The sequence below is a fragment of the Natranaeroarchaeum aerophilus genome (assembly GCF_023638055.1).
In the GTDB taxonomy this organism is placed as follows: Archaea; Halobacteriota; Halobacteria; order Halobacteriales; family Natronoarchaeaceae; genus Natranaeroarchaeum; species Natranaeroarchaeum aerophilum.
The window spans coordinates 384,557-409,772 of record NZ_JAKRVY010000002.1; the positions used below are offsets into that span (position 1 = coordinate 384,557).

Below are 25,216 nucleotides of genomic sequence, written 5' to 3' on the forward strand. Positions count from 1 at the left end.
GGTGAATAAGCCCTGCTCTACTCTCCAGCCCGTTCTGCTTCACTCCCCGACCCGCCTGTCGAGGAAGTCGGTCAGCAGCCGGAACATCCGGAGTTTCTGGTCCTGATCGGAGGAAGCGTGGCCCTCCTCGCCGAGTTCGCGATACTCGTACCCCTCGCCCTCCTCGTAGCCCAGTTCGTCGAGTCGGTCGCGGAACAGTCGTGCCTGCGACACCGGTACCCGTCGGTCGTTGACACCGTGGACCAGAAACAGCGGCGCGTCGAGGTTCTCGGCGTAAGTGATCGGCGAACGCTCCGCGTAGAGATCGGGGTTCTCTTCGGGCGTCCCGAGGTACTTTTCCATCAACTCGGTGCGGAAGTGCGGCATCGTCGTCTCGAACATCTCTTCGAGATCCGTCAGCCCGATCCACGCGATTCCGGCGTCGTACAGGTCGGGATACTGGACTGCCTGCCAGTACGCCGAATAGCCGCCGTAGGAGCCGCCGAACACGACGACCCTGTCGTCGTCGATCCAGTCGTACCCGGCGACGTGCTCTGCGGCGACCGCAACGTCACCCTGTTCGGCCCCACCCCAGTCGTCGATCAGCGCCTCGACGAACTCGCGGCCCCGGCCAGTCGAGCCGCGGTAGTTGACCTGCAGGACCGAGTAGCCCTGCGAGACGAGCACCTGCGTGTACAGGTCGAACGATTTCGCGTCCCGGGCTCGCGGCCCGCCGTGGGGGTTGACGATCAGCGGTGATGGGCGCTCCCCCGAGTCATACAGCAAAGCCCCGATCTCCAGTTCCTCGCAGGGATCGTGGTCGACTGCCTTCGCGGGCGTTTTGGGGACCCCATCGGAATCGACTGTAAAGTACTCGGCGTCGGCGAAATCCTCTGGCTCGAATGGGCCGTACTCCGCCTCCACGAGCACCTCGTACTCGTCCGTTTCGAGATCGTAGGCAACCAGTTCCGGCCGTCGTGTCGGTGTCGTGTGCTGGAAAACGAGCCGTCCATCTGCGAGCACGACCTCACCGGTCTGTCCGAACGAGGCGACGCCTTCTGGCACGTCCAGCTCTCGGCCCTCTCCGGACTCTACGTCGTAGACGACCGGAACGGAGATGGCATCCCGATCACGGGACGCGATGATCCGCTCCCCGTCCGGATGGAAACAGACGCCGCCTTCCTCGTATTCGCCGGTTCCGTACCAGGTAACCTCCTCAGTTTCGAGATCGTAGACGCCAGCCCGGCCCAGATCCTCGGTGTTGTCGGAAACGAGCAGGCGCTGGCCATCGGGTGACCAGTCCACGGGCGCTGCCTCCGCGCCGATACCCCCGATCTGGAGGTTTCGCGGATCGCTGCCGTCACTGGTGGCGACGTAGACGTCCTTATTATCGTAGTCGTCGGTTTCGTTCGTAGCGTACGCGATCCGCTCGCCGTCGGGCGAGACGTGAGCGCCCCAGACGGCTCGCTCGTACTCGGTAAGTTTGTTCGTTTCGTCCGTGCTCAGATCGTGGCTGTACACGTTCATCTGGCCGTCCCGTGAGGAGCCGACGAACAGGGTGTCCTCGTGGATGTCCGAGATGATCACCTGGCCGTCCATCTCCAGTACGGGTTCGGCATCGCCCGCTCTGGTGAGCGCGTGGACATCGTTCTGTTCGTTGCCGTCATCGTCAAGATGGAAGAAAACGCGGTCCTCGTCATCCCACTGGACGAACCACCGTGCGTTCCGTGGGACTTCCCCTGCAGACCACTGGGTCGTCTCGCCGGTCTCGACATCGAGAACGTGGAGTTCGTTGCGCCCGGTCACGTCGTAGTAGAACGCAATTTCGGTACCCTCCGGAGAGACCGTCGGATGGGCGAGCGTCGGGAGACTCGCCAGTTCCTCGATCACGTCGATGTCTGTTGTTTCGGACATTACGGTTCTGTTCGGGCCAATGATGCATAAATTCCCGTGCCGGGATCGGAATTCCAAGCATCGGTCTCTACGGACATGTTAGCTATCATCCAAGTATCGGCAGCGGTGATGGTCGGATGCTGTGGCAGCGTCCCAACCGGGTCTCTGGCCGGTATCCGGCGACTTTCGATCTACCGCAAAACACATACATTGATAATCCCCTTCCCTGTTGTACTAAACAGCATGTTCGATCTGACAGCCTTCCAGCGCGACTGCCTGTACGTCATTGCGGGACTCGACGAACCGAAGGGCCTTGCCGTAATGGACGAGCTCGAAGAGTACTACGAGTCCGACATCAACGCGGGGCGGCTCTATCCGAATCTCGACGAGCTCGTCGACAAGGGACTCGTGGAGAAACACCAGCAGGACCGGCGGACGAACGCGTACGTACCGACCCGACGTGGCAGGCGCGAGATCGAAGCCCGAGCGGAGTGGAAAGCCGACCAGCTCGAAGCGGAAGCCGAGCCGCCCGCCGACGACTAGACGAGTACCGTTCCACCAACCCACAGGAAGACGACGCCGAATCCGGCGAGGACGACGCCGCTCAGCCCCGCAACGACCGGTGCAAAGGCGTCGACGCGCCGCCCGACCCTGACAAGTCCTCCAGGAAACGCGACGATCCAGATCCCGATACCGGCGAAGAAACCACCAAGGAGCGCCAGACTCCCCGTCTCGACTACCAGCGTCCCCGCTAATCCATCGCCGATCAGGGGGACGTGTTCGAGCACGTCGAGTCGCCCTGGCGTGAGTAGGCCGACCCCGATCGTGAGCCAGAAGCCGATCTGGTAGGGGTTCGTCAGCGAGAGCGCGAACGCCTTCCGAAAGCCGGTCGAGTCGTGTGACACCTCGCCGCTAAAAGACTGTGCCGTCCGGGCATCCCGGACTGCTCCCAGCGCAAAATACAGCATCAATACGCCGCCAGCAAGGTAGAGGAGTCCCCGAAGCCAGTCGAGAGCGTCCACGAGTGTCGCGATTCCCAGTAGCGTCAGGACGAAGAACAATACGTCCGCGGACATCGCACCAAGTCCGGCCTTGAAGCCCGCGAGCCATCCCCGGAGCACGCTCTCCTCTGCAATAATCGCGTTCATCGGTCCCGGTGGTGCGGCGAGGACGAGCCCAAACAGCGCCCCAACGAGCAGGGTCGTCAGTACGGAGAGCACACTCGCCGTTTTTCGAGTACGATCAAAAAAACGTCGACAGCCGCGCGAACCTCCTACTGGAACGTCCGTCCCAGTTCGCTCTGGCCGTCGGGCTCGCTCCGGGTGATCTCCGATTCGAGCTCCTCGTAGCGTTCTCGCACTTCCTCAGTCACACTCGGGCCGACCTCGTCCAGCGCGTCCTCGAAGTGTTCGCGGGTGATCCGGACGTTCTCGATGCTTTCTCCGATCTCCTCGGGATCGACCGAGTTGATGAACTCGCGGGAGGCGGCCATCGACGCCTCGCGGGTCACGGCTTCGATGTCTGCACCGACGAAGCCCTCGGTCTCGCTGGCGAGCCAGTCGAGATCGATGCCATCGGCCAGCGGTTTGTCCCGCGTGTGGACCGCGAAGATCGCCCTGCGGGCGTCCTCGTCGGGGACGGGAACGTGGACGTGTCGGTCCAGTCGGCCGGGACGGAGCAGTGCGTCGTCGATCAGGTCGGGGCGGTTCGTCGTGGCGATAACCACGACGTCTTCGAGCTGTTCGAGCCCGTCGAGCTCTGTCAGCAGCTGTGAGACGACACGTTCGCCGACGTTCGAGTCCCCGCCGCCGGAGCCACGTTCGGTCGCGATGGCGTCGATCTCGTCGAAGAAGACGACAGTAGGGGCGTTCTCGCGCGCTTTGGAGAACACCTCGCGGACGCCCTTCTCGGACTCGCCGACCCACTTGCTGAGCAGCTCGGGCCCCTTGATCGAGATGAAGTTCGAGTCGGCCTCGTTGGCGACGGCCTTGGCCATCAGCGTCTTGCCGGTTCCGGGCGGACCGTACAGCAACACGCCTTTCGCGGCCTGCATGTCCATCTGCTCGAACACCTCGGGGTATTCGAGGGGCCACTGGATCGTCTCGACTAACCCCTCTTTGGTGTCTTCGAGACCCCCCACGTCGTCCCACGTGACGTCGGGTACCTCGACGAACACCTCGCGGAGTGCGGAGGGTTCGATCCCCTTGATCGCCTCCCTGAAGTCCCGTTCGGTGACCTGCAACGAGTCGAGGATCTCGGCGTCGATCTCCTCGCTATCGAGATCGATCTCCGGCCGGATCCGCCGGAGCGCATTCATCGCGGCCTCTTTGGTGAGGCTGGCGAGGTCAGCGCCGACGAAACCGTGGGTGTTCTCGGCGTAGGCTTCGAGATCGAACTCCTCTTCGAGCGGCATCCCGCGCGTGTGGACCTGCAGGATCTCTTCACGGCCGCTCTTGTCGGGCACGCTGATCTCGATCTCGCGGTCGAACCGGCCCCCACGTCGAAGCGCCGGATCGATGGCGTCGACGCGGTTCGTCGCCGCGATGACGGTCACCTGACCCCGTTCTTCGAGCCCGTCCATCAGGCTCAGTAGCTGTGCAACGACGCGGCGTTCGACGTCGCCACCAGCTTCGCCGCGCTCTGGCGCGATCGAGTCGATTTCGTCGATGAAGATGATCGCGGGGGCGTTCTCCTCGGCCTCCTCGAACACTTCACGGAGCTGTTCCTCGCTCTCGCCGTAGTACTTCGACATGATCTCCGGGCCGGAGATGGTGTCGAAGTAGGCGTCGATCTCGTTGGCGACGGCCTTGGCCATCAGCGTCTTGCCGGTCCCTGGCGGACCGTGCAGCAGGACACCCTTTGGCGGTTCGATGCCAAGCTGCTGGAACAGCTCGGGGTGGCGCATCGGCAACTCGATCATCTCGCGAACCTGTTCGAGCTCGCTGTCGAGTCCGCCGATGTCCTCGTAGGCCACCGAGGGACCGGCCTCGGAGCGTTCGGCCTGCCCGTCGATCTGTTCGGCGGGCGTTTCGCTGATCTCGATATCGGTCGAGTCAGTGACGACGACGGTTCCGCCCGGCTCGGTGTTGGCGATCTTCAGCGGCACCGATTGACCGCTGCCGGACATGGGGCCAAAGGAGAGCGGGAACGGCACCGTCTGGTTCTCCGTGATTGCCTGTCCGCTCAGCTTGTCGCGGACGAGCGGCCCGATGTTCCCGCGGATACGAAGGTTCTGTGGGAGTGCGACCGTTATGCTGGTCGCGGGCTGGACGTCCGCCTTCTCGATGGTTACGCGGTCATCGATCCCGACGTCGGCCTCCTGTCGGAGACGGCCGTCGATCCGGATGACGTTTCGCCCCTCGTCCTCGGGGTAGCCCGGCCAGACGCGAGCGACCGCTTTTCGTCCCTCACTGCCCTCGATGACGATATAGTCGCCGTTCTCTAGCTCCAGTTCGCGCATCGACGCCCGGTCGACCGCGGCGAGTCCCCGCCCTGCGTCCTTCTGCTTGAGTGGTTTGACAGTAAGTCTCATCGTCCGTCCTCCAGTTCGATAGTGAGGATACCGTTTTTGATAAACGCTTTCGCGCCATCCTCGGGCAGATCGAGATCGATCTGGTCGCCCTCCTCAGGGACGACGATCGCCGTATCACCGACGACCTCTACGTTTGCCGCTACGTCGCTACCCAGATCGGCCACGATCCGGTGAGCACCATCAGCCTCGTACTCCCGGACGTGGCGTTCGTCACGCCGTGAAAACTGTTCTATATTCATGATTCCTAACAATAGGTTAGTCACAAAACTATATAAATCTTCCGCTAAAAATCGCAGTACGGCAAAGTTTGATAGTAAAAAGACGAATTGCGGTTCATGCTGTTCTCGGAGAGTTGCCCCTCCGGCCTACACCCATGGCGAACATTCACATCGGCATGTGGCCAAGTATTCCTATGGAGAGTATCACACACCACGGCCGGGTAACAGCCTACCGCCGAACTGATCGCGGTGGCGACGGCCCCGTTGTACTGTTCGTTCACGGCAGCGGCGCGACCGGTGACGTCTGGCGGGGCCAGCGCTCGCTCGCAGATCGATACGAGGTTGTCACGCTCGATCTGAGCGGTCACGGGGAGTCAGAAGACGTCGATGTTAGTTCGGGCTATGAGGCCCTGTCGGCCTACGCTACCGATGTCGTCACGGTCGCTCGCGAGGTCGGTGCGGACGTCCTCGTCGGGAGCTCGCTGGGCGGGGCAGTTGTCCAGCACGTCGCGCTCGAACGAAACTACGATCCGGCTGCGATCGTACTGACCGGGACCGGCGCGAAACCGGCGGTTCTGGAGGACCTGCTCGGCTGGCTGGACGACGATTTCGAGCGTGCGGTCGAGTTCCTCCACGAGGACGGGCGGCTGTTCTACGATCCGGACGAGGAACTCCGGACGGCGTCGGCGGACGCCATGCACTCGGTGGGCCAGGAGGTCACTCGCCGCGATTTCCGGACCTGCCACGTCTTCGATGCCCGGGACCGGATCGGCGAGATAGCGGTGCCCGCCCTCGCCGTCTACGGCGAACACGATCAGTTGACGCCGCCGCGCTATCACGAGTATCTGGCCGACGAACTGCCCGATTCCGCCCGGGCGTCGATCGGTGACGCCGCCCACCTCGCGATGCTCGAACGACCCAACGCGTTCAACGCGGCGCTCGAACGGTTCTTCGAGGAGCTAGACGAGAACGGCTCAGTATAGCTCGTCCAGTTCGTCGGCGTCCTGGCTGTGCTCCTCGGCGGGGAACTCACCCTCCGACACCGCGTCGACGTAGCCGTCGATCGCCGACTGCATCTCCGTCCGGACGTCGCCGAACTGCTCGGCAAAGGGCGGCGACCACTCTCCCAGCCCAATGACGTCGTTGAACACGAGCACCTGTCCATCCGTTTCCGGACCGGCACCGATACCGATCGTCGGGATTTCCAGTTCCTCAGTAATCTTCGCCGCCAGATTCGCGGGGACGTGTTCGAGGACGAGCGAAAAGGCACCCGCCTCCTCGTGAGCGCGTGCGAGTTCGAGGATCTCCCGTGCGGCCTCGGGATCGGCTCCCTGCTGGGTGTAGCCGCCGAGTTCGTTGATCCGCTGGGGCGTCAGCCCCAGATGCGCCATGACGGGAATGCCGAGTTGGTGAAGACGCTCGGTCAACTCAATCGTGTGCTCGCTACATTCCAGTTTGACCGCGTCCGCGCGAGCCTCCTTGAGCATCCGCCCGGCGTTCTCGATGCTCGTCTTGCGGTCCATGCCGTAGCTCAGGAACGGCATGTCCGCCACGACCAGCGCGTCCTCGACCCCTCTGGCCACCGCGGCGGTCCTGCTCGCCACCTCGTCGACGGTCACCGGAAGCGTCGAGTCGTAGCCGAGTACGACGTTTCCCATGCTGTCGCCGACCAGAATAATGTCGACGCCACCCTCGTCGATCAACTCGGCGGTCGGCGTATCGTACGCCGTCAGCATCGTGATCGGCTCCCCGCCCTTCCTGGCGCGGACGTCCTGTACGGTCAGTGCCATACAGAATGGTTGTCGATGGGATAATTAAATGGCCGGGAAGCGGGTCGTCGGCGTTCCCGATGGAGGGTATATAAGTACGTCCCGCGCCGAATCCGGCAATATGTACGGAGTCCGTGAGATACTGGCCGCCGTTCTCGCATTCGGGATCGGCCTCGCCTTGCTGGTCGCACCGAACACCGTAGCACGGCTGCAGTTTTTCGCCCACGGCCCGACCACCGGTAGACACGGCGAGTACGGTGACGACAGAGTACTCACCGAGAAACAGGCGTGGATCGCACGTGCGATCGGACTGGTTCCGATCGGGCTCGCGGGCTACATTCTGTCCGTACCGCTGTTGTGACCGGACCAACCCTCAGTCGACGTATCGCTCGCCGACAGCGTCGACGACCGCGTCGAGCGTCCGGACGGCCCACAGATAGAACGCCGAGTCCGATGTCTCCTCGACGCGCTCGCGGAACGCCGGAATCCAGTCGAAGTGCGCGCCGTGGAAACGGGCGTACTCCTGGTACTGTTCGGCATCCAGCAGGAGACTTGCGTACTCCAGCAACAGTGATATATGATCGGCCGGATACTCCGGCGGGACCTCGGCCTCGAGTGCCTCGTACCGACCCTTCATGTCGCTGGCGGGCGGTCCCGACAGGATTCCGCGCTCGGTCCCGTCCCACCACTGCTCGTAGGCGGACTCGGCGGGTGGGGCATACTCGCCCTCGAACGCCTCGAACGTACGGAGATACTCATGTCGGAGCGTGGCCAGGTCTTCGACCGGCGGAACGGCTTCGACGGTCGATAGCGCCGTCGGTCCCGTGCCGAACGTCGTTTCGAGCGTCCCGTCACGAATCGCTGCGAGGAAGTCTTCGTCGGGATGCTGGAAACACGAGGCGAGCGCGGCGTACAGTTCGGCGTGTCGTGTACTCATACGGTGACTCCGGTCGGAGATAGCTTGAAGATTGGTCATCCGACGACCACCGGCTGGTGGATCGCCGCGTAGACGATCAGGAACCGCAGCATGAACGAACCGGCTATGACTAGCCCGAACTTCGCCGAACAGATCGGCTTCGTCATCAGCTTGTTCTCCTCCCGGAGGAACTCGACAGCCTGCTGGGCACCCGATATCAGGAGTGGGACCACGAGTCCGAGCCCGAGTACGCCAACCCAGAGCAAGGGACCGTACGGTCCGGTGAGTGAGGCGTACGTTTCGGTAGCTGCGACGCCGCCCGTTGCGAGCGTGTACAGCAGGATTCCCAGGATGACGATTTCGACGGTGATGACCGCGTCGTCGAACAGGCTAAACCGATGGACGAGATGGCTGTCGATGTTGCTGGCCAGCTGGGCGAGCATCACGACTGCCGCCGTCCCGGCCGAGACGCCACTGGCCAGGAACAACAGCGGGAGTAGCCGTGGATCCCACAGGGGGACGTTCCAGCCGACGTCGCTCAACAGTAGCCCGGTGTAGACGACCACAAGCACTGCCAGTCCGACGCCGACCAGTCGTACACCCATGTCGAGGATACCCGTGGGACGGGTCGCGTCGGCCAGCCGGTCCAGCAGCCCTTCGACGCCGAGTTTCGCAACCAGCTGTCGGGGGAGCCCACTCGGATCGGCAGTCGCTTTGGCCCCGAACGTAGCCCACAGTAACCGCACCGTGACGAGGAGGCTGAACAGCACGATCACCCAGGTCCCGATCGCCATCCAGGATGTCCAGTTCGTGAAGCTCACGGGGAAGGTAAATGCCCGGATGAACGGTCCGGAGAGGTGCAACAGCAACGTGATCGAGCCAACGGCGATCGTGACGAACGCCGTCAGCAGTCCCCACCGGGTGACGTGCTCGTAGCCGTCGTACTCGCTTCGACCGGCGACAGTCTCGGCGATCGATGCGACCACGTACGACCCTCCCGAGACGCCCCCGAGGAAGAGGTAGACGGCGACGAAGATGTCCCAGTGGCCCGCCTCGAGCCAGAACAGTTCTGGAGCAGTCATGATCGGTTACACCTCGTAGGTGACCGCACCGGCCTCGTCGTCTTCCCGATCCGCCTCGACGATCACATTCGCCGGTTGCGAGGCGAATCGTTCGAGGGCCTCTTTGGACGCCTCGGCTTTCAGCTCACTGACTGGCCCGGCTTTGATCGCGTCGCCGACGCAGTTGTCGACACAGGCTGGCGTCGAGCCGCCGTCTTCTTGCTCCTCCCGGGGAGGCATGTCGTGGCCGCCGCCTGGCCCCTCTCCGAGACACATGTTGCACTTCGACATGGTGCCGCCGTCGTCGTAGGTCGGCGCGCCGTACGGACACGCCCACGCACAGTAGTGACAGCCGATACAGCTGTCCCGGTCGACGGTGACGATGCCGTCTTCCTCGCGCTTTTCGATCGAATTACACGGACAGACCTTCTCGCAGGGTGCGTCCGAGCAGTGCATACACGACATCGAGATCGGCATCGAGCTCACGTCGGGGAACTCCCCGGACTCGACGTTGCGGACCGTCCGCCACTCGTCCTGGTCCGAATCGCGGTCGTGGCGCTGTTTGCACGACACCGAACAGGCGTGACAGCCGATACACTTGTTGGCGTCGAAGTAGAACGCCCACTGTTCGCCCATCGTCAGTCACCTCCCGTGACGTCGACGGCAACGTGTCTGTCCGGCTGTCCCGTGATCGGATCCATCTGTTTGGCGTGCAGTTTCATCGTGTTCATCCCCTCGTAGTCTTCCTGTGCCGATCCCTCGCCGAAGCCGTACTCGGCGGTGACGAAGCCGGGTTTGATCGTCTCGGTGACATGGGCCATCAGTTCGCCCTCCCCGGTCTCGGATTCGATGGTGACCATATCTCCCGTCTCGATCCCTCGCGGCTCGGCGTCGGCCGGGTTGAGATGCAGGTAGTTGCCCCGGTAGTCCTCGTCTTCGAGTTCGTTCTTCCGCGCGAACTGATCGAGACAGCGGTCGATCCCCTGATCGCTGCCATGCGAGAAGAACACCGACCGGATGTCGTAGAACTCCAGTGGGTACTCCTCGTCGAGTTCGTCGCCGTAGGTTCCCGGTGGCTGCCATTCGGGCGCCGTATCCATCCCGGCCTCCTCGGCTGCCTGGACGAACGGCGGGACCTGATCGAGGTCGAAGCTAAACGCCGGGCCGTCCTCGTCGCGCCACTGCTCGTAGCCGTACTCGCCGACGAGTTCGTAGTTCTTCTCGCCGCTGTCGAGCTCGTCGAGCGTGAGATCGACCGCCTGTAGCTGGTCGTCGATGAACTCCTCGTGGTCGTCCCACGGGAAGTACTCGCCCCAGCCCATCGCCTCGGCGATCCCGGTCAGGATCTCCCAGTCGGGTTTCGTGTTGAACTGTGGTTCGACGGCGGCTTTCCCGCCGACGACCCACTGGTGTTCGGGATACGCGCTCCAGGAACCGGTTCCCATCGTGTCCTTTTCGAGCTGCGTGGCGTCGGCGAAGACGACGTCGGCGTTGCGCGTGACGCCGTTCCAGTAGGCGTCGACGGCGATCACGAGGTCCATCTCGTCGAGCGCGTCGAGCCAGGCCTCGGCGTTGCCGTCTTTCAGCGGCATGTCGTGGTGACAGTAGATGCCGTTGATGTGGCCGTTCTCGACCATCTCGGGCACGAGATTGTGTGCGATCCCCTCGATGTGCCGGAACGGGTATTCTCCGTACTCCTCGTACTTGTGAAGCGCAGGCTCTTTGCCCGCTGCATTGTTCGGCAGGTCGACGCCGATGGTCACGTCGGTCCCCTTGTCATCGGGTGTCCACTCACAGACCTCGAACGGATCCGCGGTCGGCGTCCCCTTCCACAGTCTGAGCCCGCCAGGACGATCGATATTACCGACCAAACCGTTCAGGGCGGTGATGTTCTGACTTGCCTTCCATCCGTTACTCACCTGGGCTGTCCCGGTCCAGATCGAGATTCCAGCGGCCGGAGCAGCCTCGGCGAACCCGCGAGCTATCTCGCGGATCTTGTCGGCGTCGATCCCGGTGATTTCTTCGGCCCACTCGGGGGTCTTGTCCGCGACTGCCTCGCGGTAGGCCTCGAAGCCATGGGTATGTTCCTGGACGAACTCCAGATCGAGGCGGCCCTCCTGGATGATGACGTGTGCCATCGCGAGCGCGAGTGCGCCGTCGGTTCGGGGTTCGATCGGCAGCCACTCGTCGGACTTTTCGGCCGTCTCGGTGTACTGCGGATCGATCGTTACCAGCGTGGCGTCGTTCTCTTCGATCGCTTTGAGAATTCCTTTTGCCTCGAACTGCCCGGCGAACGCTTCCAGTGGGTTCCGACCCCACATGATGAGATACTCGGCGTTCTGGTAGTCCGGGATCCGGTTGTTCGAGCCGACGCCCATCATCCCGCCCGTAACGAAGGTCGGGCCAGCACAGACGTGGACGCCTCGACCGATCCGTTCCGGCGTGCCGTAGAGGTCGCGCCAGATCGTCCGGAAGATCGGCGTCTCCGCCCAGCTCCCGGCATCGAGAAACGTCTCCGCGCCGTGTTCGTCGTCGAATTCGCGGAGCCGCTCGGCGGTGTACTCGAAGGCTTCGTCCCAGGTCGCTTCCCGTAGCTCGCCGTCCTCGCGGATGTACGGCTGTTTGATCCGGTCGGGATCGTGCGTCTTGTCGAGCTGTGCGAGCCCCTTCGGACAGAGCGTTCCGTTCGTGCCGGGGCCGGCGCTCCCCCGGGGGTTCCCGTCGACACCCGTGATTCCGACGACCGTGTCGTCGTTGACTTTCACTTCCTGGGCACAGTTGTGACAGCACATCCAGCAGTTGCCGAAGGCGGTCTCGGCGTTGGCGACCGGGGTCGCGGAGCGGTCCGTGGTTCCGAGCCCTGGCACGTCGTCGAGACAGCCACCGAGCGCGGCGGCTCCCGCAGCGGCGGCGCCGGTCTTTAGCAGGTTGCGGCGGGTCAGCCCGTTCCCATCCTCGCTACTCATCCGCGATCACCTCGGCGGGGGTGTAATCGTCGCCGAACTCCTCGCGAAGCCGTTCGTCGTACTTCTCGTGGAACTCGCGTTCGGATAGCTCGCCGTTCGCGACGCGCATCGCGTCGATACCGACCTGTTTCCCGAGTTCCTGATCGTACTCGCTTTCGTCCGGATCCGTCTCGATGGCGGCCAGTGCCTCGAGCGGATCCTGGTTGTTTCCTGGGCTCATGGAGTGCTCACAGTAGAAACAACGGTTCTGGACCGCATAGGTCGCACTCGGGATCAATTCAGGCTTTATATGCGGGGTGGTGTGCGTGTCGACAGACGATCAGTTCCAGCGATCAAAAAGCGTGCCGTACCCGAACGACGACAGTCGGTCAGTCGGGAACTCAGAACGCGGGCGGGGCGATCGAATCGCAGCCCCAGTCGCCGCCACCGTCGCCGCCGTCTCCGTCGTCGCTCTCCGTATCTTCGCCGGCCATGTAGGCCGCATCGGTGACCTCGATCTGGTTCGCGTCGGCGGACGCGAGGTCAGGGATCTCGTCGACGACGATTTCCAGATCGCTGTCGCCGGTGTCTCCGTCCGTGCGATCGTTCAGGTCGACGCGCCAGTCCTCCGGCGGGACGTTCCCTTCGGTGTTGTTCCCGTCGTAGTCGGCCCACTGTCTGGAGAAGGAGCCGTCGTAGACGGTGACGTCGTCGTAGCCCAGTATCCCGTCGAGGACGAAGTAGCCCATGGTCGCGCGGTAGCCGCTCCCGCAGAACGTGACGATCGTATCGCCGTTTTCGACATCGTCCAGGCCGAAGATGTGCGATTCGATCGCATCGGCATCCTTCCAGTGGCCGCCTTCTGCGAACTTCGTCGAGTAGCTGTCGCCCTTGTGGTAGTTCGCCGGATCATCGATGATCGCGGTCGAGATCGTCGCGTCCGGATCGGGTCGGTTATCAAGGAAGACGTCGTCGCGCTCGCCCGCCTGTTTGAGGTCGACGCGCTGGATCATCTGTGCGATGCCGAGGCGGTCGTCGTTGTTCAACTCGCCGTTGGCCTGCACGCTGAACGTGGCGGCTGGCGCGTCGGGTTCGCCACCGGTTTCAAGCTCGTACTCCTCGCCGTAGGCGTTGTATCCGCCGTTGAGAACTTTGATACGCTCGCGTGGGAATCCCCAGTACCGGAGCGTCCAGTAGGCTCGTGCCGTCCGGAGCGCGCTCGGCCCGGAGAGGACGATCGTGGTGCGCGGACAGACACCACTACGCTGGAGCACCTCGTCCATCTGTGCGCCGTCTGCCACCATCGGTGCAGCCTCACCCAGCCCCTCGGTGCGCGCGGCGTGGAACTCGTCCGGCGCCCACTTGAGCGCGCCGGGCACATGACCGTCCTCGTACGTTTCGGTGTCCCAGACCCGGAGTACGGTGACACGGTCACGAACGTCCAGCTGACCGAGGTTCACCAGCCCGGCGTCCTGCCACTCTTTCAGCGTCGCCGGTTCGATCAGCGCGTTCTCGGTCGCTTTCGGATCCGGAACCTCCTGTTCGGTCTCCTCGTCTTCCCCGTTCTCCGATTCCTCGCCGTTTTCGCCCCCGTTCTCGTCGCCGTTTTCGGCTGCCGGCTCGTCGTCGTCACCGAGACAGCCAGCGAGCGCGCCGAGCCCGGCCGCGCCAGTTATCTGCACGAATCGTCGCCGATCGAGTTCTCGATCCATACTCGTCACTACGCAAGAGGGTGCGTTGAGAATATCCCGGGATCAATTCGGCTTTTATATTAGGGGAGCTATATCTCCATCCACTGGGGCGAAGCCGATCACGTCTCCCAGCAGGAACAGTCACAGGAAAGCTGTCGGACGACGTTCGACTCCGCCCGTCGAAGGCGCTGGGATGTCGCTGACAGGGAGATCCCCAGTTCGTCGGCGATCTTCTCCATCGGAACGGATGCGTCGGGATCGTAGTACCCGAGCTCCTGGGCGACGTTTACCGCCTCACGCTGCTTGGTAGTCAGTTCCGAAACGTCGACCGAACAGAGCTCACGGAACTCCGATCCATCGGTCGAGACGATGCTCTGCACGGAGACGCGGGCACAGATCTCTCGCACCTCCGCAACGATATCGGCGACCGTCTCGGTGTCAGAGACGTACGTTTCCATGACGAACTCCCCGTCCCCGACCTCCAGATATCGCGGCAGACAGCCGTACTCCGCGAACACCTTCCCCGGGCAGTGATCACAGATCTCGTTCGATGTGTGTTTCGTGCAGACGCTCTCCTCGTCGTCGCGGACGGCGATGTCGAGGTTGCAGTGTTCCTGATCGAGCCGAACGTCGAGGTCGATGATGTCCCCGTCGATCGCGTCCATCACGCAGGGCCCGCCGCGTTCTATCTCGAGTACGACCCGCAGGTCACGGTCCTCAACGGGCGGTATTGCAGCTTGTTCGTCGTCGGTTCGGGACCCAACAGCCATATTGCCCTCTAGAGGGCCACCTCGTATAAACAGACGAGCGTCTTCCCACCTCCTGAGAATACTTTCGTTTCCGTGACCGGCCGAATCCAGATACTACTTTGTACTCGGGCCGTAACTCAATGGTGTGCCAGAGCCAGTCGAGACCAGCGATCCCGAGGGCGTCGACTACGGATGGGTGATGCAGACCACATTCGTACTCACCATCGTCATCGGCGCGCCGCTGGTCGCCGCCCTGTCGATCCCGTTTACTCTTCCCACGTGGGGGTCCCGACTGGAGTTTGCGATCCGCGTCGGCGCTGTCGTCTGGATCCTGATTGCGGTTCCAGTCTTTCTGTACGCGGAGTTCGTACTTGAGGGTGGGGCAGACGAGGGGGCTGGGGGCTCTACGACGCCGTCAGATAGCGCTTCGAAGCCACTCCCAGATGAGATGTCGGCCGATCAAGACGAATCCAGCTAGTAGCGGGACAACGACGTAGCCGAGCAACAGTGCGAGTAACGGAACCGTTATTCCTGCGTCGAAGTACGCGTTCGCACCGGTCGTCCCGAGAACCACGAGAGGTACCAGCGCGGCGACCGCGAACAGATACGAGATATGTTGACCATTATACCCCCATTCGGACCGTCGGATTACGATCCGGGGCCAGTGGCTCACAATGAAAAACACGAGCGGCATAATGACAACACCTAGGGTGAAGATGATACTGAGGCCGATTTCGGCAGGGGAAGCTATGTGAGCATATTCGTAGATCTGGGTGAGCCCATCGTGAGGAGAACTCAACAGTAAATCAGACAGATCATTTATATCAGTCCCTGCAGCCTGCAGCTCATCGACGATCACTCCGAGTTCACCTGCGTTGGTGTAGCCATAGTGTGCCAACCCGGTGATATAGGACAGAAACGAGAGAATGATTACGGGCCACTTGATTTTCATAATGCGGCCCAGTACATTAACCAACGTTGCACTTCGCTGCTGTGGCCGACCACCCTCATCTGCGACTTCGTTTTGCCCCTCGGTACTCGGCTGTTCTGCCGTTCCAGCCGAGGCAGTTTCATTCCCGGTCCCAGCGGAGCTTGCGGTTTCGGTGGCTGCCGACCCCGTCGTCGTATTGTCAGTCGAGTTGTGACCGGTCGCTCCTGACCGACTGGACGACGTCGCCGACGACCGGTTGCCCTGCGTTGACGACGAACCACTGGAGTCGGTACCCGTTCCAGAGGTTGTGCTGGAACCAGTCGACGAGCTCGATCCGGATCTGTTATACGTCCCGGATTTGCTTGACGGCCCGCTCCGAGTCCCTGTTGTCGAACTGGAAGACGTGTTAGTCGAAGACCGACCAGTTGAGTCCGAGGATGTTTTGCCCCCCCTCCTCGACGAGTTACCGGTTCTTGAGGAGGAACCGGTCGTTTGATTTGTCCCAGTCGACCGCCTGGAGGACTCGCCGGGATCCGATTTAGTCGTATTTGATCCCACAGTTGATCCAGTACGTTGTTGGGCTCCTGCACTGCGTCCTGTCGCACCCGTAGATGTTCGATCAGTCGAGGTCTCAGACGCCGAGGAGTCATCCTCGTCCTCGTCGGGCCAGCTGTTCGGGTCCGGAATGCCGTCGAGTCGCTTTGCGACGTAGTTCGTGTGACCCAGCCGGTCGTAGGACTGGCGCTCGTTCGGATCCTTGAGTGTATCGTAGGCCTTCTTGATAATAGTGAACTGCGCCGTCGCACGAGGATCGTCGTTCCGGTCCGGGTGGTACTCCTGGACCATCTCCCGGAACGCATCCCGGATTTCGTCTTTCGAGGCGTCCTCGTCGACGCCGAGCAGTTCGTAAAAATCTCTCGTCATATAGCGGCAGTTACTTGCGGCAAATGTGGTGCATGCTTATAATTCCAATGTATATCACGTGTCAGAAATCGGTAAGGCTCGACTGGCCCGACCGGTCATCAGCGAGAGCCGATCGGTCCGGATCGTCGGTAGTCGACTCCGCTTGCCTGCCTGCCGCCTCGGAGTCGTCTCCTTCGGTATCCTGGTCCCAGCCCCCGAGTCGTGCCTGTTCGCCGGACGGGAACTCCAGGTTCGAGACCCGCACGCCGACTTTCCGGACGCGGTCGTCGTCGAACTCGGCGATCAACTCAAGCGCGATCTCCTCGATGAGATCGGCGTCATCGATCGGTCCCGGGAGCGACCGCTCGCGCGTGTTGACGTCGTACGGCGGCGTCACTGCCTTCACGCCGATCGTCCGGTAGAGTGCACCCTTGCTCTGGGCTCTGGTTGCGACCGCCTCGGCCAGCGCCCGGACCTGCTCGCGTTTTCGCTCGGGATCCTCGACGGCGTCGGCAAAGGCCGACTCCCGGGAGAGACTCTTGGGGTCGCCAGTCGGCGTCACCTCGCGGGTGTCGGCCCCCCGGGCGCGGTCGTACAGCTCCCGCCCCCGGTCGCCGAACCGGTCGACCAGTTCGTGGGGATCTGCTGCTGCCAGATCGCCAGCCGTCTCGATCCCCAGCTCGCGGAGTGTACGGGCCGTCACCGGCCCGACGCCGTGGACTTCCTCGACCGAAAGCGGGGCGAAGAACTCGGCGACTTCGCCGGGTTCGATGACCACTAACCCATCCGGCTTGTCGTAATCGCTGGCGACCTTCGCCGCGCTCAGCGTGGGCGCGACGCCGACGCTTGCGACGACGCCGACCTCCCGCTCGATCCGGTTTTTGACGTGACGGCCGAACCCCTCCGCGACCTCCCAGCCGGTCCGGTCGGTGACGTCGAGATACGCCTCGTCGATGCTCACCTCCCGGACGGTGTCGGCACAGTCGTGGAGAATCGCCTTGACCTCGGCGGCGACCGACTGGTAAAAGTCCAGATCAACCGGGCGATAGTACCCTGCGGATTCGTCGGGATCGGCGGCGTCCTCGTCGAGTCGCGGCAGCCGATCGAGCGCCTCGGAGATCGCCATGGCGCTCTCGACGCCGTACTCGCGGGCCTCGTAGCTCGCCGTCGCGACCGCGCCGATGTCGTCGCCGGGCTCGTAGCCCATCCCGACCACGAGCGGTTCACCCCGAAGTTGGGGCTCGCGCAGCCGCTCGCAGGCCGCGTAGAAACAGTCCATATCGACGTGGAGGACGATCTGGTCCGGCCGCTCGTCGTCGACGCCGGGCAACGTGGCGTCACCGCTCGGCATACACAGGGGTTGGGGCGGCCGGGTTCTAAACGTCTCGCCTTCCACCACAGTGATAGGCCACGGACACGTACCGCCACGGGTGTCCTCGACCGAAGCCGCGACGAGTGTAGACGCGGAATCCTCGTTTCCTGCGGATTCGCGGCGACCGATCGCCGTCGTCGTCGGGGTCGTGTTCATCGACCTGCTCGGCTTCGGGATCATCATCCCGATCCTGCCCTTTTACGTTCGATCCTTCGGCGTCAGCGACGTTTTCATCGGGCTGCTCGCGGCCTCGTACTCGCTCGCGCAGTTCGTCGCGGCACCGACCCTCGGGCGCATCTCCGACGAGCGGGGCCGCCGCCCCGTGCTCATGCTCTCCGTCGGTGTCGCCGGGATCGCGTGGGTGGTGTTCGGGATCGCCGCCGAGATCGGTGCCGTCGCGGGCACGACCCTGGGGCTCGTTGCGCTGTTCGGTGCCCGCCTGCTCGCCGGTGCGGCCGGTGGGAACATCGCTGCCGCCCAGGCGTACATCGCGGACGTGACGCCGCCCGAGCAACGGGCCGGTGCGCTGGGGCTCGTCGGGGCGGCGTTCGGTCTGGGCTTCGTCTTCGGTCCGGCTATCGGGGGGTTGCTGGCGAGCGAGACGGCAGTCACCACGGCCCGGACAGTGTTGCCTGGGGTCGTTCCAGTGACCCAGTTTTCGCTGCCCAGCTTCGCGGCGGCCGGGTTCTCGTTCCTCGCGCTGGGGGCTGCGGCGGTCGTTCTGAAAGAGCCCGAACGGACCCGCGGTCCCAGACTGCGGACGACGTTCGTCGATCAGTTCCGGAGTGCACTCGCCGACGCGACGCTCCGACCCCTCGTCGTCGCGTTCTTCCTCACCTCGCTCGCGTTCGCGGGCGTCACCGTGATGTTTGTCCCGTTCGTGGCCGACGCGTTCGGCTACGACGCGACGCAGGCGGCGCTGTTTCTCGCCTACATCGGCGTGCTCGGCATCGTAAATCAGGGCGTTCTCATCGGCTGGCTCTCGCAACGGTATGGGGTCAGACGGGTCGTCAAGACAGGCGTGGGCTCGCTGTTCCTGGCACTGTGTCTGCTGGCCGTCTCGCCGCTGGCCGGGACGACGCCGATGACTACCAGCGGTCCGGAGTGGGTTACGGGGGGACTCGCCGTCCTCGTCGCTTTCGGCGCTTTCGCGTCCTTCGGCAACGGGGCGATCACAGTCGGTCTCGCGGCGCTGGTCTCCGAGGGGGCATCAAGTGATACGCAGGGCTCGGCCTTCGGCGTCACGCAGGCGGCTGGCAGTCTCGGGCGAACCGCAGGGCCGCCACTGGCCGCCGCGGCGTACATCGCCGCCTACTGGTCACCGTTCATCGCCGGGGCGCTCTTACTGGTGCCGGTCGCAATACTGCTGCGAGCGCGTCCGTGACCAGTCAGTGGCCACCGGCCATGCCGTGCGAGGCCTCCCGCCATCCACACGGAGACGAACAGTATCTTCCGGCTCCCGGTGTTTTTCCTGCCGCCGCTCCGATTGGCAGGTATGGACACTCCCGATCTCGATCGGTTCGAGTCCCGCCGCTCGACCGTTTACGCGCCGGAGGGTATCGTCGCGACCAGCCAACCGCTCGCCGCCGAAGCCGGCGTCTCGATCCTGCGCGAGGGGGGCAACGCCTTCGACGCCGCGGTCGCCACTGCGGCCGCGCTGAACGTCGTCGAACCCACCAGCACCGGGCTGGGCGGGGACGTCTTCGCGCTCTATCGCACCGCCGACGGCGAGGTCGGCGCGATGAGCAGCTGTGGCGGCGCACCCAGCGACGCGACGCTGGAACGAGTGCGCGAGGCCGTGGCGGACGACCAGGACGTCGCGCCGAGCGAGGCCGAGATGCCCCAGCACGGCCCCCATCCCGTGACAGTCCCCGGCACGGCCCGGGGCTGGGAGGCGACGGTCGACCGGCTCGGCACCCGCTCGCTTTCCGAAGTACTCCAGTCGGCGATCCGGTACGCGACGGAGGGCTACCCCGTCAGCGAGGTCATCGCCAGCGCGTGGGATCATGGCGAGGAGCTGTTCGACGACGAACACGCGCGGGACGCCTATCTCGTCGACGGCGAGCGTGCACCACGCGTCGGCGAGCACGTCACACTGCCCGAACTCGGCGCGAGCATGAAGCAGATCGCCGAAGAAGGGGCAGACACGGTCTATGAGGGCGAGATCGCAGACGCCATCGTGGAGGAAGTGCAGTCGAACGGTGGCTTTCTCGACCACGACGATCTCGCCGCCTTTGAGCCGGAGTTTATCGATCCCGTGAGCGCGACCTACCGCGGGACCGAGGTGTACGAACTGCCGCCGAACAACCAGGGGCTGATCGCGCTCGAAGCGCTCGGGATCGCCGAGGAGATCGGTGCTGGCGAGGTACCCTACGATTCGCCCGAACGGATCCACAGGTTCGCCGAGGCGACGAAGATCGCATTTCACGACGGCCACCACTACATCACCGACCCCCAGTACGAGGAGATCCCGCCGCTTGCCGATCCGGAGTACGTGGCCGGGCGGGCCGAGGAGATCGGCCCGGAACCGATCGAGAACGTCGATATCGGCTTTGGCGAGGGTGCTGGCGAGGACGCCGACACCGTCTTGCTCACCGTCGCGGACGACGAGGGCAATCTCGTCTCCTACATCAACTCCCGATTTGCGGGCTTTGGCAGCGGGCTGGTCGCGGGCGACACCGGGATCGCACTGCAGAACCGCGGCTGGTCGTTCTCGCTCGACCCCGACCATCCGAACCGGCTCGAACCGGGCAAGCGACCGTTCCACACGCTGATCCCCGCGCTTGCGAAGTTCGACGAGGACGACTGGGCCGCCTTCGGCGTCATGGGCGGGTACATGCAGCCACAGGGCCACGTTCAGGTGCTTTCGAACATCATCGACTACGACATGCCGCTCCAGCGCGCGCTGGACGAACCGCGCTGGCGCTACCGCGAGGACGGGGGGCTCGCGCTGGAAGGCCAGTTCGACGGCGGGATCGCCTCGAAGCTCGCCCGTCGCGGGCACGACGTCTCGGTCCTGCCGCCGCTGCGCTTTGGCGGCGCACAGATCGTGCGCAATCAGGACGGGACGCTGTCGGGCGCGACGGAACCACGCAAGGACGGTACTGTGGTCGGGTACTGAGTTCTCTATCGGCTGTGTGTTTGTAACTTTGTATACAATGTAACATTGTAACACGCAGGGCGGCGGTAGAATCAACGGAGCTGGCGGAGCAAGCTACTGTACCGGTTGAGTTCACTCCTTTTCGGAATACGAATCGAGTTTGCGAACGATCTTCGTGTAGACATCTGGAGCGCAGTACCAGCCCTCATCGATCATTGTATCGATGACCTTTCGAGCTTCATCGGCGCTGATCGCACTGGACTGTGCAAATTTCAGGACCAGAAAGGCAGTTCCGCGAGTCGTGATTCCTTCCGTCGTTGCAACATCGCGACCGTAGGTTTCGTCCATCACTGCAATACCGTCGTGAATGTCAGCACACGCGAGGACGGCAGCATCAGCCGCACTGAGGTTCGGATTCGACTCCAGTTGCGTCTGTGACTCGGTCATGTCAACTGCTTCGATGTCGAACTGGCCAGCTTCGACCTGCTGCTCGATTCGTCGACCATCCGTATACCCCGCCTCGATACCGTCTGTAACGACCTCCTCGTACACCTGTTCGGGAATTACGCGCGGGTCATCCAGGTGCCGGATGAGCGCCAGTCGTTCGGCCTTTGCGAGATAGATGAGCGGTGTCGCGTCGAAGACCCACATTCACAGTGCCTCGAGGTCGTCGTCAACGTGGTCCGCATCAACCCACGTGACATCGCGCTCTCTGGCGAGTTGCGCGAAGTCCCAGACGGACATTCCCGCCAGTTCGGCAGCCCTGCTGAACGTGACCTTGCCAGCTGAAAGCTGGTCCAGTGCCTGTTCACGTCGCCACTCTTCGAGCCCCTCGGAGAGAAATTTTCGGACTGCTGTGCTACGGTCCAGATTCTCGTCTTCGAGATACGCGTCGAGCTCGGCCTCCAGCTCGTCAGGCACGCGTGCAGATATCGTTCCCATACTGTATACAAAGTATGCATTGCATACAAACGCTTTGGTGGCCTGGACAACATGCCCCAGCATGTTCTCCACTTTCGGTGACTGAGTGTAGAAGGAGGGGCGGTGCTCTGTCGGGAGTCCGGACCCGTTTATCGTCTATATATTTGTGAGTACCAAAGATATATTGAGAAGAGCCGTCTACAATCATGTATGCCTGAGTTCGACCCGGCCCCTACCTCCGACGATACCCGGCGACGGTGGCAGGCGGGAACGGACACGTTTGGTCGTATCTACGACGTCGTCCTCGGGATAACGTCCCCAACCCCGTACACCGATATCGCCGAGCGTGCGGACTGTTCTCAAAATGCCGCCAAAAAGCATCTCGACCGGCTGGCGGAGATGGGTATCGCTCACGTCAACAGCGACAGCCGCCCGGCGACATACGAGCGAAACGATGGGTATCTCGAATGGCAGGATGCCAGTCGGATCGCGGCCGAACTCTCGGTCGACGAGATTATCGACCGCGTTGAGGCGCTCGAATCCCAGCAAGCTGAGTACGAGGCCCAGTTCGAGACGACGGACCCGACAGATGTCTCCGTGTTTGATCACGGTGACCACGATACGATTCACGAGCGAATGACCGCCGTCAGCGAGTGGCAGGGTGTGATTCGAGATATCAGACTGTACGAACTGGCCCGCCAGCTCTCCCAGAACGACGGCCATCTCATTCCAGCGTAGATGAGTGGGCCACCGGAGGATCCACCAACTCATTCGACAGGCCCGCCGGATCGACAGACGCTGCGCCTGCTTGCGCGACACCTGTCGTCGGAGTCACTCCTCGTCGAGACCGCGTTCGACCCGGATTCCTACGAACCCCGACTCCTTCGCGGGGTGCTCGATGCTGGACGATATCCGGACTCGGTGACAGCCGCCCGCCTCGATATTCGGTGGTTCACGACTGGTGATTTCTCGATCCACTACGTCGAAGTCCACGAGGATGGAACGCGCTGGGAGTGTCGCTGGGATCGGCACCCGAACACGCACAACACGCGGTTGCACTTCCACGAGCCACCATCCGCCGTCGAAGTAGCTGATCTCGATCTTCCGTCACTCCATCCACTCGACGTGTACTCGACCGTGCTTGCGGCGATCGAGGACCGTATCGAGACACTCTGGTCGGCACAATGATTTCGTACGGGGCAGAGCATGCCAGAGCCATCCCCGGCCCCGCTGGCTCAACGGGTCAGCCGCCAACCACCACAGATGGGGAGATTCAATAGGCATCGGCTACCGTTGGTACACAATGCGGAACGAGCACCTCATAACGGCCAAACAGTTATCGCGGGAGGACATCGAGACGGTCCTCGACCGGGCGGCCGAGATCGCGGCCGATCCGTCCGCCGTCAACGACCGTCACGCCGACACGTTGCTCGGGTTGCTCTTTTTCGAGCCGAGCACCCGGACCAAGATGAGTTTCGAGGCGGCGATCAAACGACTGGGCGGGGATGTCGTCGACATGGGCTCGGTCGACTCCTCCAGCGTCTCGAAGGGTGAGAGCCTCGCCGACACCGTCCGCGTCATTCAGGGCTACGCCGACGCACTCGTACTGCGCCATCCCCGGCAGGGATCGGCGAAGATGGCCAGCGAGTTCGTCGACGTACCGCTGGTCAACGCGGGCGATGGTGCAGGCCATCACCCCAGCCAGACGTTGCTCGACCTCTACACGATGCGTGAGGCAAACGGGCTGGACGATCTGACCATTGGGATCATGGGCGATCTGAAGTACGGTCGGACCGTCCACTCGCTGGCAAACGCGCTGACGAACTTCGACGTCCGCCAGCACTTCATCAGTCCGGAGAGCCTCCAGCTCCCCCGGAGCGTCCGGTACGATCTCCATCAGGAGGGTGCGTCGGTCCGGGAACACACCGACCTCGACGAGATCCTGCCGGAACTCGACGTGCTCTACGTCACGCGCATCCAGCGCGAACGGTTCCCCGACGAGAACGAGTATCACGCCGTTGCGGGCGAGTACCAGATCGACGCCGAGACGCTCGAAGCGGCCAGCGACGATCTGACGATCATGCATCCCCTTCCCCGCGTCGACGAGATCGCGCCGGAGATCGACGAGACCGACCACGCCAGCTATTTTTCGCAGGCGCACAACGGCGTCCCCGTCCGGATGGCGCTGCTGGATCTCCTGCTCTCAAATGAGGAAGGTGATGCCGAATGAGTGACCACGAACTCCGCGTCAGCAAGATCCGCAACGGCACTGTGATCGATCACGTCCCCGGCGGCCAGGCACTGAACGTCCTCGCCATTCTGGGGATCGATGGCACCGGCGGCGAGCAGGTCAGCATCGGGATGAACGTCCCCAGCGATCGGCTCCCAGCCAAGGACATCGTCAAGGTGGAGGGGCGCGAACTCAGCCAGAACGAGGTCGACGTCCTCTCGCTGATCGCCCCCGACGCAACGATCAACATCGTCAGCGAGTACGACGTCGTCGACAAACGACGGCTCGACCGTCCCGAACACGTCGAGGGCGTCCTCGCGTGTCCGAACCGCAACTGTATCACGACTGACGACGAACCCGTCGACTCGAAGTTCGAGGTGCTAGACGACGAGGTTCGGTGTGTCTACTGTAATACGATCATCCGCGATAACCTGACCGAGCATATCGGAAATTGAGGCCGACGGGGGCTGTAGTCTCCCTCGATTCCCACCCCAGAACATAAACCGTCTGGCCGTAGACGCTCCAGTATGCAGATTCATCACACGGGAATCGCGACGCATGATGCCGGCCGGCTGATCGATCTGTACGGCGACCTCTTCGACGTGCCGGTCGTCCACGAGGAGGAGTTCGACGGCCTTCGAGTCGTCTTCCTCGATCTCGGGAACGGCTATTTCGAGCTGCTCGAGCCCGTCAAACATGCGACCGTCGCCCGATTCCTCGACAGGCACGGCCCCGGCGTCCACCACGTCGCCGTGGCGACCGAGGATATCGAGGCAGCCCTGCAGACAGCCAGGGAACGCGGGATCGAGTGTATCGACGACGACCCCCGAGAGGGCGCGTGGGGCCACGATGTCGCCTTCCTGCACCCGAACGATACGGGCGGCGTCCTGTTCGAGTTCGTCGAGCAGTGATTGAGCGGCTCCTCCTCACCCCCCGCATACATTACCTAGGTCGCAGATACGAATCCATGTATGTTACAGCGGACCGCAGGTCAGCAGAAGATCGG

26 protein-coding genes and 1 pseudogene are annotated in these 25,216 nt (G+C 63.1%); 11 read left to right on the forward strand and 16 right to left on the reverse strand.

Going from position 1 to position 25,216, the window contains the following annotated elements:
- Positions 1–39: 39 nt before the first annotated feature.
- The gene (locus AArcSt11_RS06425; RefSeq protein WP_250595564.1) at positions 40–1,893 is read right to left on the reverse strand and encodes a S9 family peptidase; all 1,854 of its coding nucleotides are present in this window, start codon (positions 1,891–1,893) and stop codon (positions 40–42) included.
- A 222-nt stretch (positions 1,894–2,115) separates the two neighbouring features.
- On the opposite strand from AArcSt11_RS06425, the gene AArcSt11_RS06430 reads away from it, so the two are divergent.
- Positions 2,116–2,415, forward strand: a complete 300-nt coding sequence (locus AArcSt11_RS06430; RefSeq protein WP_250595567.1) for a helix-turn-helix transcriptional regulator — start codon at positions 2,116–2,118, stop codon at positions 2,413–2,415.
- On the opposite strand, the gene AArcSt11_RS06435 is transcribed toward AArcSt11_RS06430, so the two are convergent.
- The 3 genes from AArcSt11_RS06435 to AArcSt11_RS06445 are packed head-to-tail and all read right to left on the reverse strand — an operon-like array spanning position 2,412 to position 5,643.
- Positions 2,412–3,092 (reverse strand): LysE family translocator, encoded by a 681-nt coding sequence (locus AArcSt11_RS06435; protein WP_250595569.1) that lies wholly within the window; start codon positions 3,090–3,092, stop codon positions 2,412–2,414. The genes AArcSt11_RS06430 and AArcSt11_RS06435 overlap by 4 nt on opposite strands.
- Before the next feature lie 53 nt (positions 3,093–3,145).
- Complete coding sequence (locus tag AArcSt11_RS06440; protein WP_250595571.1) at positions 3,146–5,404, reverse strand: CDC48 family AAA ATPase; 2,259 nt, start codon at positions 5,402–5,404, stop codon at positions 3,146–3,148.
- Complete coding sequence (locus tag AArcSt11_RS06445; protein WP_250595573.1) at positions 5,401–5,643, reverse strand: DUF7127 family protein; 243 nt, start codon at positions 5,641–5,643, stop codon at positions 5,401–5,403. The genes AArcSt11_RS06440 and AArcSt11_RS06445 overlap by 4 nt, the downstream gene beginning before the upstream one ends.
- Positions 5,644–5,816: 173 nt before the next feature.
- Between AArcSt11_RS06445 and AArcSt11_RS06450 the strand changes: the two genes are divergently transcribed.
- Positions 5,817–6,605 (forward strand): alpha/beta fold hydrolase, encoded by a 789-nt coding sequence (locus tag AArcSt11_RS06450; protein WP_250595575.1) that lies wholly within the window; start codon positions 5,817–5,819, stop codon positions 6,603–6,605.
- Here the strand turns inward: AArcSt11_RS06450 and panB are convergent.
- On the reverse strand, positions 6,597–7,412 hold the full coding sequence (gene panB, locus AArcSt11_RS06455; protein ID WP_250595577.1) for a 3-methyl-2-oxobutanoate hydroxymethyltransferase: 816 nt from the start codon (positions 7,410–7,412) through the stop codon (positions 6,597–6,599). The two genes, AArcSt11_RS06450 and panB, sit on opposite strands and share 9 nt — an antisense overlap.
- Before the next feature lie 100 nt (positions 7,413–7,512).
- Here panB and AArcSt11_RS06460 point away from each other — a divergent pair, with 100 nt between their 5' ends.
- Entirely contained in the window at positions 7,513–7,752 is a 240-nt protein-coding gene (locus AArcSt11_RS06460) for a hypothetical protein (RefSeq protein ID WP_250595579.1), read from the forward strand.
- A gap of 12 nt (positions 7,753–7,764) precedes the next feature.
- On the opposite strand, the gene AArcSt11_RS06465 is transcribed toward AArcSt11_RS06460, so the two are convergent.
- The 7 genes from AArcSt11_RS06465 to AArcSt11_RS06495 all read right to left on the reverse strand — a co-directional run bounded on the left by AArcSt11_RS06465 (position 7,765) and on the right by AArcSt11_RS06495 (position 14,774).
- A complete protein-coding gene (locus tag AArcSt11_RS06465) occupies positions 7,765–8,328 on the reverse strand; it encodes a TorD/DmsD family molecular chaperone (protein WP_250595581.1) in 564 nt (187 codons plus the stop codon).
- Positions 8,329–8,363: 35 nt separating this feature from the next.
- Positions 8,364–9,389, reverse strand: coding sequence for an NrfD/PsrC family molybdoenzyme membrane anchor subunit (gene nrfD / locus AArcSt11_RS06470; protein ID WP_250595583.1), 1,026 nt, complete (start codon positions 9,387–9,389; stop codon positions 8,364–8,366).
- Between the two features lie 6 nt (positions 9,390–9,395).
- Positions 9,396–10,004, reverse strand: a complete 609-nt coding sequence (locus AArcSt11_RS06475; protein ID WP_250595585.1) for a 4Fe-4S dicluster domain-containing protein — start codon at positions 10,002–10,004, stop codon at positions 9,396–9,398.
- Positions 10,005–10,006: 2 nt separating this feature from the next.
- Positions 10,007–12,334, reverse strand: coding sequence for a molybdopterin-containing oxidoreductase family protein (locus AArcSt11_RS06480; protein ID WP_250595587.1), 2,328 nt, complete (start codon positions 12,332–12,334; stop codon positions 10,007–10,009).
- Positions 12,327–12,554: a 4Fe-4S ferredoxin N-terminal domain-containing protein gene (locus tag AArcSt11_RS06485; RefSeq protein WP_250595589.1), complete on the reverse strand. Its 228-nt coding sequence runs from the start codon at positions 12,552–12,554 to the stop codon at positions 12,327–12,329. Before AArcSt11_RS06485 ends, AArcSt11_RS06480 begins: the two co-directional genes overlap by 8 nt.
- Before the next feature lie 160 nt (positions 12,555–12,714).
- Positions 12,715–14,025, reverse strand: a complete 1,311-nt coding sequence (gene extH / locus AArcSt11_RS06490) for a selenite/tellurite reduction operon rhodanese-like protein ExtH (protein WP_250595591.1) — start codon at positions 14,023–14,025, stop codon at positions 12,715–12,717.
- 98 nt (positions 14,026–14,123) lie between these two features.
- Positions 14,124–14,774, reverse strand: coding sequence for a helix-turn-helix domain-containing protein (locus AArcSt11_RS06495; RefSeq protein WP_250595593.1), 651 nt, complete (start codon positions 14,772–14,774; stop codon positions 14,124–14,126).
- A gap of 124 nt (positions 14,775–14,898) precedes the next feature.
- On the opposite strand from AArcSt11_RS06495, the pseudogene AArcSt11_RS06500 reads away from it, so the two are divergent.
- Positions 14,899–15,117, forward strand: a pseudogene (locus tag AArcSt11_RS06500) (DUF5822 domain-containing protein); the annotation flags it as partial.
- 51 nt (positions 15,118–15,168) lie between these two features.
- Here the strand turns inward: AArcSt11_RS06500 and AArcSt11_RS06505 are convergent.
- On the reverse strand, positions 15,169–16,608 hold the full coding sequence (locus tag AArcSt11_RS06505) for a J domain-containing protein (RefSeq protein WP_250595597.1): 1,440 nt from the start codon (positions 16,606–16,608) through the stop codon (positions 15,169–15,171).
- Positions 16,609–16,669: 61 nt separating this feature from the next.
- Entirely contained in the window at positions 16,670–17,938 is a 1,269-nt protein-coding gene (dinB, locus tag AArcSt11_RS06510; protein WP_250595599.1) for a DNA polymerase IV, read from the reverse strand.
- 79 nt (positions 17,939–18,017) lie between these two features.
- Between dinB and AArcSt11_RS06515 the strand changes: the two genes are divergently transcribed.
- Complete coding sequence (locus tag AArcSt11_RS06515; protein WP_250595601.1) at positions 18,018–19,343, forward strand: MFS transporter; 1,326 nt, start codon at positions 18,018–18,020, stop codon at positions 19,341–19,343.
- Between the two features lie 111 nt (positions 19,344–19,454).
- Positions 19,455–21,080: a gamma-glutamyltransferase gene (gene ggt, locus AArcSt11_RS06520; RefSeq protein WP_250595603.1), complete on the forward strand. Its 1,626-nt coding sequence runs from the start codon at positions 19,455–19,457 to the stop codon at positions 21,078–21,080.
- A 111-nt stretch (positions 21,081–21,191) separates the two neighbouring features.
- Here ggt and AArcSt11_RS06525 read toward each other — a convergent pair whose 3' ends face one another.
- Both AArcSt11_RS06525 and AArcSt11_RS06530 read right to left on the reverse strand, forming a co-directional pair.
- Positions 21,192–21,710: a PIN domain-containing protein gene (locus AArcSt11_RS06525; RefSeq protein WP_250595604.1), complete on the reverse strand. Its 519-nt coding sequence runs from the start codon at positions 21,708–21,710 to the stop codon at positions 21,192–21,194.
- On the reverse strand, positions 21,711–22,001 hold the full coding sequence (locus tag AArcSt11_RS06530; protein ID WP_250595607.1) for a UPF0175 family protein: 291 nt from the start codon (positions 21,999–22,001) through the stop codon (positions 21,711–21,713). It lies immediately after the preceding gene.
- 189 nt (positions 22,002–22,190) lie between these two features.
- On the opposite strand from AArcSt11_RS06530, the gene AArcSt11_RS06535 reads away from it, so the two are divergent.
- The 5 genes from AArcSt11_RS06535 to mce all read left to right on the forward strand — a co-directional run bounded on the left by AArcSt11_RS06535 (position 22,191) and on the right by mce (position 25,121).
- On the forward strand, positions 22,191–22,718 hold the full coding sequence (locus tag AArcSt11_RS06535) for a helix-turn-helix domain-containing protein (RefSeq protein WP_250595609.1): 528 nt from the start codon (positions 22,191–22,193) through the stop codon (positions 22,716–22,718).
- Entirely contained in the window at positions 22,719–23,168 is a 450-nt protein-coding gene (locus tag AArcSt11_RS06540; protein ID WP_250595611.1) for a toxin-antitoxin system TumE family protein, read from the forward strand.
- Positions 23,169–23,283: 115 nt separating this feature from the next.
- Positions 23,284–24,210 carry an aspartate carbamoyltransferase gene (pyrB, locus tag AArcSt11_RS06545; protein ID WP_250595613.1) on the forward strand — a complete coding sequence of 309 codons (927 nt, stop codon included), beginning with the start codon at positions 23,284–23,286 and terminating at the stop codon, positions 24,208–24,210.
- Complete coding sequence (gene pyrI, locus AArcSt11_RS06550; RefSeq protein ID WP_250595615.1) at positions 24,207–24,665, forward strand: aspartate carbamoyltransferase regulatory subunit; 459 nt, start codon at positions 24,207–24,209, stop codon at positions 24,663–24,665. The genes pyrB and pyrI overlap by 4 nt, the downstream gene beginning before the upstream one ends.
- Before the next feature lie 72 nt (positions 24,666–24,737).
- Positions 24,738–25,121 (forward strand): methylmalonyl-CoA epimerase, encoded by a 384-nt coding sequence (gene mce, locus AArcSt11_RS06555; protein WP_250595616.1) that lies wholly within the window; start codon positions 24,738–24,740, stop codon positions 25,119–25,121.
- The last annotated feature ends 95 nt before the right edge of the window (positions 25,122–25,216 follow it).